Origin of the sequence: Streptomyces diacarni, from assembly GCF_003323715.1 — a bacterium.
In the GTDB taxonomy this organism is placed as follows: domain Bacteria; phylum Actinomycetota; class Actinomycetes; order Streptomycetales; family Streptomycetaceae; genus Streptomyces; species Streptomyces diacarni.
The window spans coordinates 66,424-84,894 of sequence record NZ_QOIN01000043.1 but is presented as its reverse complement, the minus strand read 5'-3'; the positions used below and the strand labels follow the sequence as shown (position 1 = coordinate 84,894).

15 protein-coding genes are annotated in these 18,471 nt (G+C 73.0%); 4 read left to right on the top strand and 11 right to left on the bottom strand.

Features of this window, described 5'->3' with window-relative positions:
- Window positions 1–35: 35 nt before the first annotated feature.
- From egtD to DTL70_RS14420, 6 genes are all read right to left on the bottom strand, one after another.
- The gene (egtD, locus tag DTL70_RS14445; protein ID WP_114022570.1) at window positions 36–1,001 is read right to left on the bottom strand and encodes an L-histidine N(alpha)-methyltransferase; all 966 of its coding nucleotides are present in this window, start codon (window positions 999–1,001) and stop codon (window positions 36–38) included.
- A 2-nt stretch (window positions 1,002–1,003) separates the two neighbouring features.
- Complete coding sequence (gene egtC, locus DTL70_RS14440) at window positions 1,004–1,756, bottom strand: ergothioneine biosynthesis protein EgtC (RefSeq protein ID WP_114022328.1); 753 nt, start codon at window positions 1,754–1,756, stop codon at window positions 1,004–1,006.
- The gene (gene egtB, locus DTL70_RS14435) at window positions 1,756–3,099 is read right to left on the bottom strand and encodes an ergothioneine biosynthesis protein EgtB (RefSeq protein WP_114022327.1); all 1,344 of its coding nucleotides are present in this window, start codon (window positions 3,097–3,099) and stop codon (window positions 1,756–1,758) included. Before egtB ends, egtC begins: the two co-directional genes overlap by 1 nt.
- Window positions 3,096–4,529 (bottom strand): ergothioneine biosynthesis glutamate--cysteine ligase EgtA, encoded by a 1,434-nt coding sequence (egtA, locus tag DTL70_RS14430; RefSeq protein WP_114022326.1) that lies wholly within the window; start codon window positions 4,527–4,529, stop codon window positions 3,096–3,098. The genes egtB and egtA overlap by 4 nt, the downstream gene beginning before the upstream one ends.
- A 202-nt stretch (window positions 4,530–4,731) precedes the next feature.
- The gene (locus DTL70_RS14425) at window positions 4,732–5,019 is read right to left on the bottom strand and encodes a hypothetical protein (RefSeq protein ID WP_245979368.1); all 288 of its coding nucleotides are present in this window, start codon (window positions 5,017–5,019) and stop codon (window positions 4,732–4,734) included.
- Window positions 5,020–5,260: 241 nt separating this feature from the next.
- A complete protein-coding gene (locus DTL70_RS14420; protein WP_114022325.1) occupies window positions 5,261–6,598 on the bottom strand; it encodes a helix-turn-helix domain-containing protein in 1,338 nt (445 codons plus the stop codon).
- A 165-nt stretch (window positions 6,599–6,763) separates the two neighbouring features.
- Here DTL70_RS14420 and DTL70_RS14415 point away from each other — a divergent pair, with 165 nt between their 5' ends.
- Complete coding sequence (locus DTL70_RS14415; RefSeq protein WP_114022324.1) at window positions 6,764–7,861, top strand: M64 family metallopeptidase; 1,098 nt, start codon at window positions 6,764–6,766, stop codon at window positions 7,859–7,861.
- Window positions 7,862–8,069: 208 nt separating this feature from the next.
- Window positions 8,070–9,440 (top strand): cryptochrome/photolyase family protein, encoded by a 1,371-nt coding sequence (locus DTL70_RS14410; RefSeq protein ID WP_114022323.1) that lies wholly within the window; start codon window positions 8,070–8,072, stop codon window positions 9,438–9,440.
- An 85-nt stretch (window positions 9,441–9,525) separates the two neighbouring features.
- Here DTL70_RS14410 and DTL70_RS14405 read toward each other — a convergent pair whose 3' ends face one another.
- On the bottom strand, window positions 9,526–11,580 hold the full coding sequence (locus DTL70_RS14405; RefSeq protein ID WP_114022322.1) for an ATP-binding protein: 2,055 nt from the start codon (window positions 11,578–11,580) through the stop codon (window positions 9,526–9,528).
- Between the two features lie 436 nt (window positions 11,581–12,016).
- Between DTL70_RS14405 and DTL70_RS14400 the strand changes: the two genes are divergently transcribed.
- Window positions 12,017–12,436, top strand: coding sequence for a hypothetical protein (locus tag DTL70_RS14400; protein ID WP_114022321.1), 420 nt, complete (start codon window positions 12,017–12,019; stop codon window positions 12,434–12,436).
- A gap of 78 nt (window positions 12,437–12,514) precedes the next feature.
- Here the strand turns inward: DTL70_RS14400 and DTL70_RS14395 are convergent, their stop codons facing one another.
- Window positions 12,515–12,985 (bottom strand): MarR family winged helix-turn-helix transcriptional regulator, encoded by a 471-nt coding sequence (locus DTL70_RS14395; protein WP_114022320.1) that lies wholly within the window; start codon window positions 12,983–12,985, stop codon window positions 12,515–12,517.
- A gap of 163 nt (window positions 12,986–13,148) precedes the next feature.
- Here DTL70_RS14395 and DTL70_RS14390 point away from each other — a divergent pair, with 163 nt between their 5' ends.
- Complete coding sequence (locus DTL70_RS14390) at window positions 13,149–14,600, top strand: MFS transporter (protein WP_114022319.1); 1,452 nt, start codon at window positions 13,149–13,151, stop codon at window positions 14,598–14,600.
- Between the two features lie 145 nt (window positions 14,601–14,745).
- On the opposite strand, the gene wrbA is transcribed toward DTL70_RS14390, so the two are convergent.
- The 3 genes from wrbA to DTL70_RS14375 all read right to left on the bottom strand — a co-directional run bounded on the left by wrbA (window position 14,746) and on the right by DTL70_RS14375 (window position 17,961).
- Window positions 14,746–15,366, bottom strand: coding sequence for an NAD(P)H:quinone oxidoreductase (gene wrbA, locus DTL70_RS14385; RefSeq protein WP_114022568.1), 621 nt, complete (start codon window positions 15,364–15,366; stop codon window positions 14,746–14,748).
- A 196-nt stretch (window positions 15,367–15,562) separates the two neighbouring features.
- Window positions 15,563–16,996: a purine-cytosine permease family protein gene (locus DTL70_RS14380; protein ID WP_114022318.1), complete on the bottom strand. Its 1,434-nt coding sequence runs from the start codon at window positions 16,994–16,996 to the stop codon at window positions 15,563–15,565.
- 395 nt (window positions 16,997–17,391) lie between these two features.
- Window positions 17,392–17,961: a DUF4232 domain-containing protein gene (locus DTL70_RS14375; RefSeq protein WP_114022317.1), complete on the bottom strand. Its 570-nt coding sequence runs from the start codon at window positions 17,959–17,961 to the stop codon at window positions 17,392–17,394.
- Window positions 17,962–18,471 lie beyond the last annotated feature (510 nt).

Here is an 18,471-nt window from a genome sequence, read left to right as displayed (position 1 = left end):
GCGCCCGGGTCGGTCCCGCACCGGGCGCGGCCACTTCACGGCGCCGGGAACGCGAGACTCAGCGCGAAACGGCTCCGGGTGTCCGTCCACATCCGCTCCAGGCGCCAGCCGCAGCCCGCGAGTTCGGCCCGCAGCCCCTCGGGACGGAATTTGGCCGACACCTCGGTGCGCAGCTCCTCACCCGCATGGAAGTCGAAGCTCGCGTCGAGCGCAGGTACCTTCACGCTCAGCGCCGCACGGGCACGCAACCGCATCTCGATCCACTCGCGCTCAGCGTCCCATACCGCGACATGGTCGAAGTCGGCCGGATCGCAGTCCGCGTCCAGCTCGCGGGCCAGCACCCGCAGGACGTTCTTGTTGAACTCGGCGGTCACGCCCCGCGCGTCGTCGTAGGCGGCCACCAGCACCGCGGGTTCCTTGACCAGATCGGTGCCCAGCAACAGCGCGTCGCCAGGGGCCAGCGAGGTGCGCAGCCAGGTGAGGAAACGGGCGCGTTCGGCCGGCAGGAGATTGCCGACTGTGCCGCCCAGGAAGGCCACCAGACGGGGGGCGGGCGAGGCCGGCAGCGGGAGCCCGGACAGGAAGTCGGCGACCATGGCGTGCACCCTCAGTGCCGGGCGCTCGGCCAGCAGCGCGCGCCCGGCCGCCTCCAGGGCCGAGGGGCTGACGTCCACCGGCACGTACACCAGCCGCTCGGGCAGCGCGTCCAGCAGCAGCCGCGTCTTGGCCGACGAGCCCGACCCCAGCTCCACCAGGGCACCCGCCCCGGACAGGCGGGCGATGTCTCCGGCGTGCCGCGTGAGGATCTCCTGTTCGGCCCGGGTCGGGTAGTACTCGGGCAGGCCGGTGATCTCCTCGAACAGTTCGCTGCCCCGCGTGTCGTAGAACCACCGCGGCGGCAGCTCCTTGGGCACGCGCGACAGGCCCCGGGCCACGTCGGCCGCCAGCGCCGCCGAGGTGGCCCCGGGCGGCAGGCTGCGGGTGAGGGAGAAACGGGGGATGTTCACAGATCCTCCAAGCCAAGAATTTCCGCGTGTGCGGCGTCCCCTGCGACGACGCACCCCTCGGGCACCTGCCGCCAGCCTTGATCCGTGTCGTACGGCTCCGAGGCCACCGTCAGCGATCCCCGCGGCCGCGAGCGCACCCACAGCGACTCGCCCACCGCCGTCCCTGCCACGGCGCGCCCGTCGGTGAGCAGGAAGTTCAGCCGCGATCCGGGTGCCGCCCGTGTCAGCGCGGCGGCCACCTGGGCCACGGCCGCGGCGAGCGAGGCGCCGCAGCGCAACCGGTGCAGTACCAGCGCCCAGGCCAGCGCGGCATCGGTGCGCGCCTCCACGTCGAGCAGCTCCCGCGTGCTCAGCGTGCGTGCGGCCACGTCGGCGACCGAGGCGGGCCAGTCGGTGACCGCACCGTTGTGGCTGAAGAGCCAGTTGCCCGCGCCGAACGGGGCGACGGCCGCCTCCCCGCCGGCGCAGCCGTCCGTGGCGTCCCGCACCGCTGCCAGCACGCCGTCGGAACGCACCACGCGGCACAGGTCGGTGAACGAGCCGTCCGCCCACACCGGGCCGGTGCGGCGGTACCGCGCCGGGACGGGGTCGCCCTCGGCGTACCAGCCGACTCCGAAGCCGTCCGCGTTCACCGTTCCGTGGCCCTGGCGGCGCGGCTCCCACGACTGGCGCACCAGGGAGGACTCGGGCCGCACCAGGAGATCGCCCAGGGCGCGCGCGGGCCCCACGTAGGCAAGGTGGCGGCACATCAGCCGCACTCCCGGCAGGCCGACGCGCAGGCCGTGCGGAACCCGGAGAAGATCTGCCGGCGCACCGGGTGGTCCCAGTTGCGGAACGTCGCCCGCGCCACCACGGCGCCCACCCCGAAACCGCCGCCCCGCAGCACCTTGTACGCGGGTCCGAAGAACACCTCGGAGTACTCCCGGTAGGGGTACGCGGCGAAGCCCGGATAGGGGCCGAAGTCGCTCGACGTCCACTCCCACACGTCGCCCAGCAGCTGCCGCGCCCCCGTCGCGGAGGCCCCCTCGGGGTAGCTGCCCACCGGCGCCGGCCGAAGGTGGCGCTGGCCCAGATTGGCGTGGTGCGGGCCCGGCGGCTGTGCGCCCCACGGGAAGCGGCGGCTGCCGGAGGTGGCCGGGTCGAAACGGGCCGCCTTCTCCCACTCGGCCTCCGTCGGCAGCCGCCGCCCCGCCCACCTGGCGTACGCGTCGGCCTCGTACCAGCTGACGTGGAGTACAGGTTCGTCCGCCGGCACCGGCTCCGGCACCCCGAAGCGGCGCCGCCACCATCCGCCGGCGCCGTCCCTGCGCCAGAACAGCGGCGCCTGCCATCCGTGGCGGCGCACCTGCTCCCAGCCCGCCGGATGCCACCAGCGCTCCTGGTGGTAGCCGCCGTCCTCGACGAACCGCAGGTAGGCGCCGTTGCTGACCGGCAGCGTGTCGAGGTGGAAGGCCCCCACTTCGCGGCGGTGGGCCGGGCGCTCGTTGTCCAGCGCCCACGGCTCGTCGTCGGTGCCCATGGTGAACGGGCCGCCGGGTATCGCCACCTGCGACGGCAGCGACGCCACGTCGGACGGCGCGGGCGGGGGAGCGGGAGCGCTCAGCGCGGCGGGGCCGCGCCGCAGCTGGTGGGTGATCAGCATCGTCTCGGCGTGCTGCTGCTCGTGCTGGGCGATCATCCCGAAGGCGAAACCGCCGTGCAGCAGCCGGCCGGCCCCGCTGAAGCGCGCCTGGTCCAGCACGTCGAGGGCGCGACCGCGCACCTGGGTCAGATAGCCGCGCGCCTCGCCGGGCGGCAGCAGCGGCAGCGCCGGACGGTCGGCGCGTGGGTGCTCGAAGGCGTCGTAGAGGGAGTCGATCTCGGGGCGGAGCGCGTCCAGGCCGCCTGCGGCACGCAGCAGCCACTGCTCCTCCTGGTTGGCGATGTGCGCCATGTCCCACACCAGTGGCGACATGAGCGGCGAGTGCTGTGCAGCCAGCTCTCCGTCCTCGACGCAGTCGGCGAGGCCGAGGGTGCGCCGGCGCGCCGCGTCCAGCGCGTCGAGCGCCCGCGTGCGCAGCCCGGCGCCGTCTTCCGTGATGCCGGCGGTCATCGGGACCTCTCCTTTCCCGCGTCGCCCCCGGGACGGGACGGCGCGGCGGATGGGGGAGCGGCGGCAGGGGTCGCGCTGCCGCACGCGTCGAGGGTGTCGTCGGCGGGGCAGCGGCCCCGGGTCACGTAGCGGGCGGTGAAGTCGCCGACGGCCGCGACGACGCTCCGGTCCGCGCCCATCCGCGGCAGCGCTTCCAGAGCGGCGGCGAAGCAGGCGGCCGCAGCACGGTGCAGCCCGGGGTCGCTCAGCCCGTCCCTGGCCGCCCGCTCCCACAGGGCGTTGCGTGGCGCCTGCGCGCCGGCGCACAGGTGGGTCAGCGGCCGTACGGCCCGGAAGGCGGCCTGCGCGGCGACGGCGTCGTCGAACAGGGCGGTCGTCACGGCCAGCGGCACGATCCAGCCGTCGTCACCCGACTGGGCGTCGATCATGCGCAGTTCCAGGTGGCCGCAGGGCCGTACCGGAGGGAAGAGTGTGGTCAGGTGGTAGTCGAGGTCCGCCGGTTCAGGCGGTCTGAGAGCCGCACCGTCAGGACCCGGGGGCGAGCCGTGCCGCCGGCCGCGGCCCGACCAGTGGCCGATCCACTGGCGGAAGGTCATGCCGTCCCCGGGCACGGTCCACGGGCCCTCACGCGAGCGCACGCACAGCACCGGCGCGTCCAGCGCGTGCCGGGCCCACAGGGAACGTGGGTTCTCCCGGCTCACCGGAGGAGGGGAGAGGTTACGGTAGCCGTCCAGGGCCGCCCACACGGCCTGGCGCCCCGACCGCCAGCCCGCCCAGTCGCCCTCCAGCACCGGAGAGTTGGCGAAGGCGGCCGTCAGTACGGCCCCCAGCACGTGGGCGAGGAACCAGCGCCGCCGGAGCCCGAAGGGCCCGCGCCCCGCGACGCCCGCGTCCACACACACCTGCACGGACGCCGAGGAGCGCATCATGGTGCGCCCGGCCGGTCCTGTGCGGTCGAAGAAGGCCTCCATCGCGCGATAGCGCGGGGCGTCCAGCAGCCGGGGGCCGCGCCGCTCGTCCAGGCCCCTGCCCACCAGCCGCATGCCGTGGCGGGCCAGCCGCTCCCGGGCAGCGGTCAGGTCGGCGCCGACCGCCTCGATGCACGCGGGGAGGGACTCCGACGGGCGAGAGCTGAACTCGACCTGCCCGCCGGGCTCCAGGGACACCACCGACGACAGCGACAGGTCCCGCAACTCGGACACCGCCGCTTCCAGCGCGGCCGCGCCGACGTGCTCACGTCCGGGGGCCGCCTGCCGCACACTTCCCGTCCGCGGTGCCGGTGGGAAACCGCCGACGGGGTGGACCAGCCATTCGAGTTCGACGCCGACCCGGCGCGGCGGCCCGGTCTTGAAGCAGATGCCGTGCACCCGCGCCAGCGCCGCCTCCTCCGTGAGCAGTTCCCGCACTTCCCCTGACGCGATGACGGTCATGCCCGCCCCCTCGGTCCACGTGGTGGTGGCGTACCGGACGTGAGCTGCTCACCACACTGAAACCGCTACCGGGCGCACCCCACAAGACCGCGCAGGGGGACCGGGCCCCGTGGCGGCGCTTCTCGGCCAACGGGCCGATTGCCGGGGGCATGCGCCCGCCGCCGGTTGCCTGGCGGGGGAGGTGCCGGGGAGGCGGGAGGCCTCAGTCGGCGGGCCCTTCGGGGCCCGGTCCCGCGTCGCCGTGGAACTCGGGATCGATGGCGTTGGCCGCGCCGAGCGCGGTCAGCAGCCAGGCGTCGTCGCGGGTGCGCAGGCGGGCCGCTTCGCGGTGGGCGAGCGCCGCTTCCAGCTCGTCCAGCGCTTCGGCCAGCCGGTCGCTGTCGGGCCCGTCGGCGGAGGCGTCGAGCACGCGCCGCCGCGCCTCGGCGACGCCCGCTTTCGCGTCCTCGTAGAGAAGGTCGAATTCAGCCTTGTCCGGGTCAGCAGTCATGAGGGATTTCGCGGAGCTCCTCGGGAATCGTGGGCGTGAGACCGACGCAACCGTACCCCTGGTGGCACGGTGTACGCCCTTGGGTGTCCAGACTACGAAACGATCACATCGATCGATGCGGGACACCCGAGCGCGCTGCCGGGGAAGCGTACACAACGCCCCCGTCCGTGCCCTTGTTCCCCGGCGGTTCCCACCGCGCCCCAGGCCGTCCCGAGTGCGGCCGTGCCGCGGTCGCCGGCGCCTACGCGGGCGGTGCGGCGGGGGCCGGACCGAGGGTGGTGACGCCCCGGGTCATGCGCGGTCCGAGGCCGGTGCGGTAGGCGTCCATGGCCGCCTCCGGCCTGCCCGCGCGGCGCAGGAGGTCACCCAGCAGGCGGCACACGTCGGCCAGGTCGCCGGCGGCTCCGGCCCGCTCCAGCAGCGACAGCGCCGACACGTAGTGCTCCTCCGCCTCCTCCAGCTCTCCGGCCTCCTGGGCGATCAGCCCCAGCAGCCGGTGCGCCGCTCCTGCGTGCACGGCCGCACGCTCCTGGCCCGCCGTGGCCAGTACGCCGCGCAGGAGTTCCCTGGCCTCGCCCGTCCTGCCCCGGCGCCGTACGACGTCGGCCAGTTCCACCTCGACCTGTTCCGCGTAGAGCGTCGCCCGCTTGGCGGTGAGCATCTCGCGCGCGGTGCGCATCTCCCGTTCGGCCGCTTCCAGACCGCCGCTTTGCGCGTGCACGTAACCGCGCATCCAGTGGCAGTGGGCCAGCTCCGTGCGCAGACGCAGCCCGCGGTAGAGCTCGGCGGCCTTGGCGAGGGAGGCGTCGGCCTCGGGGATGCGGTTCTCCGCCAGGAGCGTGCGGGCCACCGAGCGGTGCATGGCGGCGACACGCGCGCTGTCGGTGGCCGACGGCGCCAGTGACAGCGCCTGCTCTGCCGCGTGCGCCGCCCGCGCGTGCGCGCCCATGTCGAGGTACGGGGCGATGGCCGCCGTGTAGAGCAGGAGCAGCGCGTCCGGATCGTGGTGTCCCGAGTTGTTCAACTCGTCCAGGGCGTTCTCCAGCAGGTAGCAGGAGTAGCGCAGTTCGCCGGCCAGCAGGTGGGCGACGGCCCGTCCGCGCACCGCGGGGGCGCGCCGGGCCGGTGCCGCCTCGGAGAGGAGCCGTTCGGCCGCCTCGAAGGACGTGTGCGCCTGCGCGAGGTCACCGGACTCCAGGGCGCACTCGCCGAGCCCGAGCTGGGCGGCGGCGCTCTCCTCGGTCAGTTCGTACTCCTCGGCCTCGGCCAGCAGACCGGCGAACGCGCGGGCCGCCTCGGCGGTGTCTCCGGTGGCGAGGGTGTGCTGGGCGCCGGTGAGGCCGAGCCGCAGGCCGGTGGCCAGGTGAGCGGGCTGTCCTGTGAGCAGTTCCCGGCTGTCCACGCCCAGCCGGTCGGCCAGGTGGTGCAGCGCCTTCTGAGAGGGGCGGACCTTGCCCGCCTCCACGGTGGAGACGTAGGCGGCGGTGTAGGCCGGGGCCGCCACCTGGCGCTGCGTCATGCCCCGCTGGGTGCGCAGCCGGTACACGCGCTCGCCCACCGTCTCGGACCGTTCGGCCACGGTATGTCCCCACTCCTCGCCGGACCCCGCCCGTTCCGCGGGCGCGGTGCGGGCACGGAGTCTTGTCGGGCACTGCCCAACGTTCTACGTTGAGCGGCCAGTTAAGCACGTTTACCAAGCGGCTTATCAACTCTGCCGCGCAGCCCCCCACTCCCTGGAGCAGCCATGCCCAGACGCGTACGAGCCGCCGCGCGCACCCGCATACGCCGGTTCACCGCCCTGGCCGCCGCAACCGCCGTGCTGTCCGCAGCGGCGGTCACCGCGAGCGCCCACGCCGAGCCGCCTTCTCCCCAGACCCGGGGAACGGCGCGGCCCGCCCACGTCGCCGACAGCCAGACGGTGGAGTCCTTTCGGCCCTCAGGCCCCACAGGGCACCGGACCGGCGTGCCCACCGCCACCCCCGAGGACGCCGTCGCCCCGCACACCGCTCTCGGCGCCGAGGAGAGTGCGGCCGACGGACGCGTCTCCGCGCTGCGGCGGACCGGGCCGAGCGCGGAACGGCTCGACCTGGTTCTCGTCGGTGACGGCTACACCGCCGACCAGCTCGCCGACTTCCACGCGGACGCCGAGGCCCAGTGGGCCGAGGTCACCGCCGTGGAGCCGTACGGCAGCAACACCGACAAGATGAACGTGTGGACCGTGGACGCCGTCTCGAACGAGTCCGGCGTCTCCGGCGACCCCTCACAGGACGTGCGGCGGGACACCGCCCTCGGCTCGTACTTCTGGTGCGACGGGCTGGAACGGCTGCTGTGCGCGGACCTGGACAAGGTCAACACGTACGCCGCGCAGGCGCCCGCGGCCGACATCGTCATGGTCGTCGCCAACTCCGCCAAGTACGGCGGCGCCGGGTACAACAGGCTGACCGGCTATCCCTTCGACGGGGTCTCCACCCTCTCCTCGGACAACTCGGCCTCCGGGCTCATCGCCGTCCACGAGATGGCGCACTCCATCGGCAGGCTCGCCGACGAGTACGGCTACGGGGAGTCCGGGACCTACCAGGGGCCCGAGCCGGAGGACGTCAACATCAGTACCTACAGCGCGCAGGAGATGGCGCAGCGGCAGACCAAGTGGCACACCTGGCTCGGAAAGGACGATCCGGCGGGCGGGCAGACCGGCACGTTCGAAGGCGCCGGCTACTACGAGAAAGGCCTCTACCGGCCCACCGAGACGTCGCTGATGCGGGACTTCTCCGTACGCGAGTTCAACAACCCCAGCCGCCAGGGACTCATCGACGGTTTCGCGCGCTACACGAACGGCGGCTGACCGGCGTTCCCGCGCTCCGTCCCGGCGCCGGGACGGAGCGCGGGAACGCGCACCCAGTGCAGAGGCGGCTGTGCCGACACGCCGGAGCGGGCGTATCCGCCCGTCCCGGGTGCGCGTGGCGGGATGCTGGACCACCCGCGCCCGCACCGGCGGTGGCCGCACCTCGGGCCGCCCCCACCGGCGCCGTCACCGATGCTGGAGCAGCCCCATGACCGCCGCCGTCGCGCTCTTCACCCGTGACCTACGGCTCCGCGACAACCCACCGCTCCGCGCCGCTGCCAAGACGGCCGACAGCGTCGTTCCCCTCTTCGTACGCGACACCGGCATCGACGCCGCGGGCTACGCCGCACCCAACAGGATGGCCTTCCTCGCCGACTGCCTCACCGACCTCGACCACGGGCTGCGGGAGCGCGGGGCGCGGCTGATCGTGCGTACCGGGGAGGTCGTCGAACAGGTCTGCCGGGTCGCGCACGAGGCCGACGCCGCCGAGGTGCACGTCGCCGCGGACGTCAGCGGCTTCGCCGCCCGCCGCGAGGAGCGGCTCCGTGCCGCGCTGGAGTCCGCCGGGCGGCGGCTGTGCGTACACGACCGGGTCGTCACGGCCGTCGCCCCCGGCGAGATCACCCCGTCGGGCAAGGACCACATGGCCGTCTTCACGCCCTACTTCCGCCGCTGGGAGGACACCCATCGGCGCGACCCGCTGGGAGCGCCCCGGCGGATCCGCGCCGTCGAGGGCGTCACGTCCGAGAAGGTGCCTTCCCGCACGCGGACGAAGGGGGTCTCCCCCGGGGTGCCGGAGGGCGGGGAGAGCGCGGGCCGCAAGCGCTTCGCGCACTGGCTCCGCTCCGGCATCGACGCCTACGAGGACCGCCACGACGACCTGGCCGCCGACGCCACCTCGCGCCTCTCGCCCCACCTGCACTTCGGCACCCTCTCACCGGCCGAACTGGTGGCCCGCGCCCGCCGGCAGGGCGGACCCGGCGCCGAGGCCTTCGTACGGCAGCTGGCCTGGCGGGACTTCCACCACCAGGTCCTCGCCGCGCGGCCGCGCACCTCGCGGGACGACTACCGTACGCACCACGACCGCTGGCGCACCGGCGAGCAGGCACGCAGAGAGGCCGAGGCGTGGCGCCGGGGACGCACCGGCTACCCCGTGGTCGACGCCGCCATGAGGCAGCTGCGGCACGAGGGCTGGATGCACAACCGGGGGCGTCTCCTCGTCGGCAGCTTCCTGGCCAAGACCCTGTACGTGGACTGGCGCGTGGGAGCCCGCCACTTCCTCGACCACCTGGTGGACGGCGACATCGCCAACAACCAGATGAACTGGCAGTGGATGGCCGGCACCGGTACCGACACCCGCCCCAACCGGGTGCTCAACCCGACCACCCAGGGGAAGAAGTACGACCCCGAGGGCCGTTACGTACGGCGGTGGGTGCCCGAACTGGCCGACGTGCCCAAGCGGTACGTGCACGAGCCGTGGAAGCTCGGCGAGGAGCAGTTCGCCGCCCTGGGCTACCCCGAGCGCCTCGTCGACCTCGGTGACGGCCTGGACCGCTTCCGCCACGCACGCGGCAAGTGACTCCCGCCGGCGCGCCCTGCGCCCCGCGCCCCGCGCGGCACATGACACACGCCCCGCGAGTGGCGCCCTTGGCGTCCGCGCCGCTTCACTCCCCGTGCTGTCCGTACAGTTCGCGCTCGCGCAGCAGTTCCGCGGCCTTCGTCAGCGCGGTCGACAGCCGGCGCCTGTAGGTGCTGAACGAGAGGGCCGCACGGCTCGCGGCGGCCTGCTGACTGCGGGGACCGCTGAGGTAGGTGAGGTCGAGAACGGTGCCCAACTGCTGCTGGCCCGGGCTGGAGCGCAACCGCGCGACCGTCTCGGTCAGCACCTCGCGAAGTGCCGAGGCGCCGCTCCCGGGCGGGACCAGCCGGGTGTCCAGCAGCGCGTTCTCGGCCAGCCGCCGGGTGTCCCGCACGCTGCGGTAGGCCTGCTTGACGGCGTCGGCGAAGTCCGGCCACGGCATCGGCGGTCCGGCCGCGGCGGCGGGTGCCCGAGCGGCCGGCGGCTCGTCCGTCAGCAGCCTCGTCGGCAGGGTGTGGCTCCACCGGCCGAAGGGAACAAGACGCCAGTCGTGCACGAACGGGGTCACCCGCCGTCCGTCGGCGTCGAGGACGGCGTCGGCCGGCTGGTGTCCGTACAGCGCGAGGACGGACGGCAGGGGCGCCGGTTCTCCGACGGTGGCGGTCCAGCTGACCGCGAGGCCCGGTGTGGTCGCCCACAGTGTCGTCAGACCGAAGGCGACGGCGGGCGACGCCCCGTGCGCACCGGAGCTCCAGCGGGTCACGAGCAGCCGTTCGGAGCGGCGCAGCGGCGCCCAGGCGGTGACCTGCTCCAGGGCCGCCAGCGCGACCGGGTCCTCGGGCATCGCGGGGGTACCGGCCTCCAGACAGGGGGCGATCAGCCAGTCCACGACCTCCCGCCGGGCGTCTTCGAAGACGGTGAAGGCGGACGGCTGACGGGTCCACCACTGCTCGGCAAGGAGCGCCGCCTGATCGCCGTGCTTCTCCGCGACGCCGGCCAGGACGGTCTTCAGGTCGTCCCGGCGTGCGGGGCGCGGCACCAGGCGGTGCGCGCCCCGCCAGTCGAAGGCGTCGCGCAGGACGCGGTTGTGCCGTCCCACGTACGCCAGGTCGGCACCGTTCGCCCAGCGGTCGCCCGTCCGCTGGGACAGCCGGTGTGCGAGGTGCCGGTGCACCTGTCCCAGCAGCCGCTCGTACTTCTCGGTGCCCCGCCAGCGCAGGTCGGCCAGCAGCGCGTCACGCGCCAGCCCGTGGGGGACGAGCCCCTCCGCGGTGCTCCGCACGAACGAGAGCCCCCGCAGCCAGGTGCACAGTTGCCGCGCCTCCTGGGCCGACGTCTCCAGCCCGTGCCGCACCAGTTCCTCGGTGGTGATCCTGGCCAGTGCGAGGACGTAGAGCGCGTCCGTCTGCGCCAGCGAGGGCGTCTCGCGCAGGAGCAGGCGCAGCAGTTCGCGCACCAGATCGGGGGAGTGGCGCAGCTCCCAGTGCGGGCGCGGTTCCTCGGTCCCGGCGCCGCGGACCCTCTTATCGGCGATCAGCGTCAGGGCGAGCGGCAGCCCGTGCGCGGAACGCACGGCGACGGGTATGTCCGCTTCCGCCACCTGCCTCTTGCGCAGCATCACCGCGGCCTCACCGTCGTCCAGGCCCGGCAGGTGCAGACTGCGCAGCGCGTGCCACCACTGCGCGTCGGTACGCCACTCGGCGGCGGGCGGAGTACGGCCGGCGAGGACGAGCAGCGCGTCCGCGGGCATGCTCGGCAGGAAGACCCGGCGCAGCCACTGTTCGAGCGGGCCCAGCAGTTCGGCCGAGTCCACCAGCAGCACCCCCGTGCCGCCCGGCGGGCCCTGTGCTTCGAGAGCCGCCGAGAACGCCTCGGGGGTGGGCTCGGTGAAGCGCATGTCGACCGTGCGGCAGGTGCGGCCGTGCCCTCGGGCCTCGTCCCCGAAGCGCTGGAGCAGCGCGGTCTTTCCGACGCCCGCCGTGCCGTGCAGCCACACCACGAAGCAGCCGCGCCGGTCCTCGGACATCAGAGTGCGCAAGACGCGCAGTTCGGCCTCCCGGCCGGTGAACAGAGTTCTCCGCAACGCCGCCAGTTGCTCCCCGCGCGAGTCGACGGGCCTGGACGTGGGAGACAGCTGCATCTTCGTTCCGCGGTCCTTTGCTTGATGACTGACGCCCCGGATGCCCGGCGAGGCCGGTCCGCCCCCCTGCGCGAACCGTGGGCAGCACTGCCGGGTCGAGGCGCGCACTGCGGCTTCACGGTCCGTACGAAAGGGACGCACCGTGCGGAGGACACCGATCGTACGGAACATCGATTGCTGTGTGACCGGACAGGTGGGGGAACGGTCGCGGGCCAACACCGTACGGAGGAGAACGGGCACCGGCACGCCACCGGAACCTCGGCAGCCGCCATCTCGCCCCGCTTCGGGCATCGATTCGGTCATCGTCACGGCCCGATCGGGCACAGGGGGGGAGCCGCACGCCCGGACCGTGGGCACGCTCACGAGTGGTCCGCTCCGCCGCCCGGGCATCCACCCGACGTGTCACATTCAGGGGGCGGCGGCCGGTCGTAGGGGCATGAACGTGAAACTCCGCTGTGCCGTGCTCGGCCTGCTGGCCGTATCCGCCCTGTCCACCGGCGCGTGGGCCTACTTCGCGCCGGAGAACTGGTACGAGAACTTCCCCGGCTTCGGCCGCACGTGGCTGCCGCCGCTCGGCCCCTACAACCCGCATCTCGCCAAGGACACCGGCGCGCTGCTGCTGGCCCTCGGCCTGCTGGCGGGCGCCGCCGGACTCCGCGCCCGGGACGACGCCTTCGTCCGGATCACCGCGGTGGTGTGGCTGGTCTTCAACGTGCTGCACCTGATCTACCACGCGCAGCATTTGCACGTGTACGGCACCAGTGACCAGATCCTCAACGCCGTGGGCCTGTCGGGCGCCGTGCTGCTCTCGGCGCTTCCGCTGCTCCCCCTGCGCCCTTCCGCCCCTCGGGACTGACCCGCCGCACCGGCAGGTGCGCCACCGTTCAGGCGGGCTTGTGGGGCGCTGCTCGCCGGGTGGGGCGCCGTCCCGGTCTCAGGGGCCGTCGGTCCCGGGGCGGGGCCATGGGCGGCCCTCGATGCGTTCGATGTCGCTGTTGAAACGCCTGAGGTAGGAGGCGAAGTGGGCGATGTCGTCGTCCGACCAGTCGGCCATCACCTTGTCGAGGGCCTGCACGAAGTAGTCCCGCTTCTCGTCGAGCATGCGGGCGCCCATGTCGGTGATCTGGAACTTGCGTGCCATGCCGCCCGCCGGGTCGGGGATCCGCTCGACCAGTCCTGAACGCATCGCCGCCGCCGTCTGGCGGTTGAGCGTGGAGGCGTCGAGACCGAAGGCGTCGCTGAGTTCACCGATGGACATCGGACCCTGGACGCGGATCCGGCTGAGCAGGATGTAGGCGCTCCGCTCCATGGGCCCGTCCTTGCCGCGGCCACCCTTGTGCTGCCACAGCCCGTGGCGGCTCAACAGCATCTGTTCGTACTCGACTTCGTGGCTGCGGTTGCTCATGTGCCGTGCTGCCTCCTGCTTTCCCTGCGAGCCATGGGCGCCCGGCGGCGTCGGCTGCCCGACGGCATTCTCTCATAACTGTGTATGGGACACAGGGAATGCATGGGCCATATTGCATGTACGATGCATACCAATGTTCGGTCAGACATCGAGGAGTTCCGGCATGGAGGCCACCAAGCCCTCAGCCCGCGCGGGCGGCGTGGTTGCCACGCTCGCGTTCGCGGGCATCACGGCAGCGATCATGCAGACGCTGGTCACCCCGCTGATCGCGGAGCTGCCGAAGATTCTCGACACCAGCGCGTCGAACGCCGCCTGGGTGATCACGGCCACGCTGGTGGTGGGCGCCGTCTGCGTGCCCGTCTTCGGCCGCCTCGGTGACATGGTCGGCAAGCGCCGCATGCTGCTGGTGTGCGCCGTGCCGCTGATGGCCGGCTCCGTGGTGTGCGCCCTGTCGTCGACGGTGGTGCCGATGATCGTCGGCCGGTGCCTCCAGGGGATGGGCATGGGCATGGTGCCGCTGGGCATCGCCCTGCTGCGCGACGTGGTCCCCCAGGAGAAGCTCAGCTCCTCCATCGCCCTGGTCAGCGCCTCCATGGGGATCGGCGGTGGCCTGGGCCTGCCGATCGCCGCCGCGATCGCGCAGTACGCCGACTGGCGCGTCCTGTTCTGGGGCGCCGCGGGCATGGCGGCGCTCGTCGGCGTCCTGCTCTGGTTCTTCATCCCCGAGGTGCCCGCCGCCGCCAGGGGGCAGCGGTTCGACGGCCCCGGGGCACTCGGGCTCGCCGTCGGCCTCGTCTGCCTGCTGCTGGCCGTCTCCAAGGGCGGCGACTGGGGCTGGACCTCCGGCACCACGCTGGGACTGTTCGCCGCCGCGGCCGTGGTCCTCGTCGGCTGGGGCGTCTGGGAGGTGCGCACGCACGACCCGCTGATCGACCTGCGCACCACCGCCCGCCCGCGCGTGCTGTTCACCAACGTCGCCTCGATCTTCGTCGGCTTCGGCATGTACGCGAGCATGCTGGTCATCCCCCAGCTCCTGCAGTTCCCCGAGGCCACCGGGTACGGGCTGGGGCAGTCGATGCTCGCCGCCGGTCTGTGGATGGCACCCGGCGGCATCATGATGATGCTCGTCTCGCCGCTCGGCGGCATGCTCACCAACGCCCGCGGCCCCAAGACGACGCTGATCAGCGGCGTCCTGGTCATCGCCCTCGGCTACGGACTGTCGCTTCCGCTGATGGGCACGGCCTGGGGGCTGATGGTCGTCATGATCGTGGTCAACAGCGGGGTCGGGCTGGCCTACGGATCGATGCCGGCCCTGATCATGGGCTCGGTCCCGCAGTCCGAGACGGCGGCCGCCAACGGGTTCAACACCCTCATGCGCTCTCTCGGTACGTCGATCGGCGCCGCAGTGGTCGGCGTCGTCCTCGCCCAGATGACCCTCACCAAGGGCGGCTACACCTTCACCTCGGAGAGCGGGTTCCGCACCGGGCTGCTGATCGGGTGCGGTGTCGCGCTGGTCGCCGCGGCCGTCGCCGCCGCGATCCCGGCCGCTCGCCGCAGCGGGTCCGACGTCTCGCCGACTCCGGCCGCCGCCGAACCCGCGGCTGTCGACGCCTGAGCGCACCGGGCGGTGGAGGCGGGACGCGCCGAGGGGCCACCGCCCCGAAGCGGCTGTTCCGGGCCCCGTACGGTGGGGGCCCGGAACAGCCGCTTCGGGCCCCCACCACGGGTCGGCGCCCGTGGTGGCGGGCGGTGCCGGAAGGTCAGTTGGTGACGCCGCCGGAGTTCAGGGCGGTGGCGACCTTCACGACGCGCTCGGCCTGGATGCGGGCGGCGGTACGCGTGGTGTCGTCGACCGGGTTGTTGCCCTGCGCGTCGACGTGGGAGGTGCCGTAGGGGTTGCCGTCGCCGAACTTGGCCGGGTCCGTGTAACCGGGGGCGACGAGGATGCCGCCGAAGTGGTGCACCGTGTTGTAGAGGGCCAGCAGGGTGGACTCCTGGCCGCCGTGGCTGGTGGCGGACGAGGTGAAGCCGCTGTAGACCTTGTCGGCCAGCTTGCCCTCGGCCCACAGGCCGCCGAGCGTGTCGATGAACTGCTTCAGCTGCGAGGCGACGTTGCCGTAGCGGGTCGGCGTGCCGAAGATCACGGCGTCGGCCCAGACCATGTCGTCCGGGGTGGCGAGAGGTGTGTCGGCGGTGGCGGCGGCGTTCGCGGCCCACGCCGGGTTGGAGTCGATGGCCTCCTGCGGGGCGAGCTCGGCGGCTCGGCGCAGCCGGACCTCGGCGCCGGCCTGCTCCGCCGTGCGCGCGATCTCCTTGGCGATCTCGGCGATGGTGCCGGTGGCCGAGTAGTAGATGACGGCGAGCTTCGTCGGGGTGCTCACGGTGGTGTCTCCCATTCCCTCGGTGTCGTCCGTACGGCCGCCGCGGAGCCGGCGCCCGGGGGCGTCGGGTGGGCTGCGGCGCCGTACTGGTTGAAGGTTAAACCGTAACGGTGAACGGGAGGGAATGCCGTGACCGTGCCGGGCGGCCGTGACCGGCGCCGGGCCCGGGCCGCGCTGTGCCCGGACCCCGCGGCCGTCACCCTGCCGGTTGCGTCGTCTCCTGCCGGTCGGCCGTCGCCGGCGCGGGAACGGTCAGGATGGTGCGCTCCGGTATGTGGCCGGTGTCCCTGCGGGTCACCAGCCAGTAGAGGACGGCGGGGACGGCCAGGCCGACGAGCCAGGAGATGTCGGCACCGCCCAGCGGTTCCACCAGCGGCCCGGTGTAGAAGTGGGTGGCGAGGAAGGGGAACTGCGCGACGAGCCCGACGGCGTAGACGGCCAGGGCCTTCCACCGCCAGGCGCCGTAGCGGCCGTGCGGATCGCTGAGCGCGGGCAGGTCGTAGCGCTCCTTGGCGATCACGTAGTAGTCGACGAGGTTGATGGCCGACCAGGGCGTGAACGCGGTGAGCAGGAAGAGCAGGAAGTCCTTGAAGGACGTCAGGAAGCTGTCCTTCCCGATCAGCGCCACCACCGTGCCCGCGATCATGATTCCGGCGATGTAGCAGGCCCGGGCGCGCGGCCCCAGCCGCTGTTGGCCGCGGAAACCGCTGACGCCCGTCACCACCGACATGAAGCCGCCGTAGGTGTTGAGGACGTTGATGGTCAGCTTGCCCAGCGCGATGACGAAGTACAGGAACGAGACGATCACACCGGCCCCACCCAGCCCCACCACGTAGCCCACCTCGTTGCCGACGAAGCCGGACCCGGCCGCCGCCGCGGCCAGCGCCCCGAACGTCATGGACCACTGCGACCCCAGCGCCGAACCGCCGAGCGTCCACCAGAACGTGGCCCGCGCCGAGGTGGAACGCGGCAGGTAGCGCGAGTAGTCGGCGACGTACGGGCCGAAGGCCAGCTGCCAGGAGGCCGCCAGAGAGACGGCCAGCAGGAAGAGCGGGAACGAGAAGGTGCGGTCGGCCAGCAGGTCGGTCAGTTCGGCGCGCTGGAGCAGCCGTATGCCCAGGTAGACGAAGGTGATCGCGCACACCAGGCCCGCGATCCTGCCGAGCGCGTGGATCACCCGGTACCCGACGGCGGCGGCCACGGCGGTGATGACCGCGAACAGGATGATGCCGGGGGTCTCCCCGAGGTGCGTCAGCTCGCCGACCGCCTGGCCCGCCAGGACGCTGCCGCTGGCGAAGAAGCCGATGTACATCACGATGACGAGCGCGAGGGGTACCGCCGCGCCCCGGACTCCGAACTGGGCGCGGCTGGAGATCATCTGCGGCAGTCCCAGCCGGGGTCCCTGCGCGGAGTGCAGCGCCATCACCGCGCCGCCCAGCAGGTTGCCGATCAGCAGGCCGAGTATCGCCCAGAACGCCTGCGCGCCGAAGACGACGGCGAGGGCGCCCGTCACGACCGCGGTGATCTGGAGGTTGGCGCCCAGCCAGAGCGTGAACTGACTGAAGGCCGTGCCGTACCGCTCCGCATCCGGGACGACATCGATCGAGCGCCGCTCCACCACACCGGCCATTACGTCGCACCTTCCCTTCGCCGTACTGCATGAATGTATTCATGCTGAGGGTCCAGTGAATGGACGTCAATACATCGGTGTGACTTCTGTGTGAGAAGTGATGCCTGTGGTCCTTGTGACTTCTGTGCTCTCTGCGGCTCGTGGGGTGCCGCGGGGCTGGCATGCCCGCGCAGGGTCCTCCTGTGCCCAGAGCATGGCCGGGTTGTGTCCACGGGATGCCCACCACCACGGAGGACCCGTAGGGTGTGAGGAGCCGTCCCGGCAGCTTCCCCCGTGGCTGTCGGGACGGCTTCTTCACACCTCCCGGACAGGTCATCCGGGAACGCCGAAGAGGGCGCACCCGTCCGGGTGCGCCCTCTTCGTCTACCGGCGGGCCTCGCCGGGCCCGCCCCGCGTCAGCCGTTGAGTTCGGCGTGCGGCGAGAACGCCGTCACCTGGAGGCGGCCGTTGTCCACCCACGCCGGGAGCTCCAGCGTCTTGTGAGCCGTATTGGCGGGCGGTGTGACCTGGAGGTAGGAGGCGTGACGGGCCTCGGAGGTACCGGTGTTGGCGTGCGTCCACGACACGACGGCCTCCGCGCTCTCGCCGTCGTCGAGCGTGAGCGTCTCCTTGCCGGGGTCCTGCGCGTACCAGGTGCTGCCCCACTCCGCGGTGGAGCTCAGCGTCCGGTGCTCGGAGTCCTCCAGGCCCAGTCCGGCGTATCCGCGCAGCGCGCAGTCGTGACCGCTGGTGTTCGTCAGCTTGAGAACCACCCCCTCGTGGTTCATCCCGCCACCCAGCTTCTGCCCGAACGAGGCGGTCAGCCCCGAGGTGGTGCAGGTCGGTGTGGTGCTCCGCGCCTCCGCCGCCTGCGCCGATCCGGCCCCGGCGATCCCGACACCCGCGGTCGCGAGGAGTGCCAGGCCCGCCCCCGCGACGCGCCTGGCCACGCGCCCCCGTGCGGTGCTGGTGCTGTGCTCAGTCATGCGGTCCGTCCCATCTCTGTTCTGTGCAGGGCGCTTCTTGCGTCGTTCACAGAGTTGGATGTGCGCACGGAGTGAAAAGTTCACCGCAAAGGTCCCTCATTTCCTTCGTGCCCCTCCGATCCTTCGTCCCCCTCCGGCCGGGACCGACGCGACGACTTCGGCGCCACGTCGCGGACGGATCCGCCGGTGCGGGGACCGCCTGCGCTGGGTCGGGCGGTCCCGGACCGGCCGGTGTCGGGCTGCGGCTGGAGGGGAGGCACCGGGTCGGGGGCCGGGCCGGGTTCGGGCCCGGGAGTGGGCGGTTGCGGATGCGGCGGCACCGGGTCGGGACCCGGCGGCGGTGGCTTCGGCGGCACCGGGTCCGGCCCAGGCGGAGGCGCGGGCCCCGGGGCGGGGCCCGGTTCCGGGGCGGGCGGACCAGGTCCTGGACCGGGGTTCGGCGGCGTGGGGTCGGGGTGCGACGGCCGCACAGGATCGTGCGGTTCGCGCGGCCCGTAGGGTTCCTGTGGT

What these genes read in the sequence shown, in the direction of transcription:
- egtC (WP_114022328.1), bottom strand. Translation starts at nt 1,756, where the DNA reads ATGTGCCGCCACCTTGCCTACGTGGGGCCCGCGCGCGCCCTGGGCGAT.
- egtB (WP_114022327.1), bottom strand. Translation starts at nt 3,099, where the DNA reads ATGACCGCCGGCATCACGGAAGACGGCGCCGGGCTGCGCACGCGGGCG.
- egtA (WP_114022326.1), bottom strand. Translation starts at nt 4,529, where the DNA reads ATGACCGTCATCGCGTCAGGGGAAGTGCGGGAACTGCTCACGGAGGAG.
- DTL70_RS14425 (WP_245979368.1), bottom strand. Translation starts at nt 5,019, where the DNA reads ATGACTGCTGACCCGGACAAGGCTGAATTCGACCTTCTCTACGAGGAC.
- DTL70_RS14415 (WP_114022324.1), top strand. Translation starts at nt 6,764, where the DNA reads ATGCCCAGACGCGTACGAGCCGCCGCGCGCACCCGCATACGCCGGTTC.
- DTL70_RS14410 (WP_114022323.1), top strand. Translation starts at nt 8,070, where the DNA reads ATGACCGCCGCCGTCGCGCTCTTCACCCGTGACCTACGGCTCCGCGAC.
- DTL70_RS14405 (WP_114022322.1), bottom strand. Translation starts at nt 11,580, where the DNA reads ATGCAGCTGTCTCCCACGTCCAGGCCCGTCGACTCGCGCGGGGAGCAA.
- DTL70_RS14400 (WP_114022321.1), top strand. Translation starts at nt 12,017, where the DNA reads ATGAACGTGAAACTCCGCTGTGCCGTGCTCGGCCTGCTGGCCGTATCC.
- DTL70_RS14395 (WP_114022320.1), bottom strand. Translation starts at nt 12,985, where the DNA reads ATGAGCAACCGCAGCCACGAAGTCGAGTACGAACAGATGCTGTTGAGC.
- DTL70_RS14390 (WP_114022319.1), top strand. Translation starts at nt 13,149, where the DNA reads ATGGAGGCCACCAAGCCCTCAGCCCGCGCGGGCGGCGTGGTTGCCACG.
- DTL70_RS14380 (WP_114022318.1), bottom strand. Translation starts at nt 16,996, where the DNA reads ATGGCCGGTGTGGTGGAGCGGCGCTCGATCGATGTCGTCCCGGATGCG.
- DTL70_RS14375 (WP_114022317.1), bottom strand. Translation starts at nt 17,961, where the DNA reads ATGACTGAGCACAGCACCAGCACCGCACGGGGGCGCGTGGCCAGGCGC.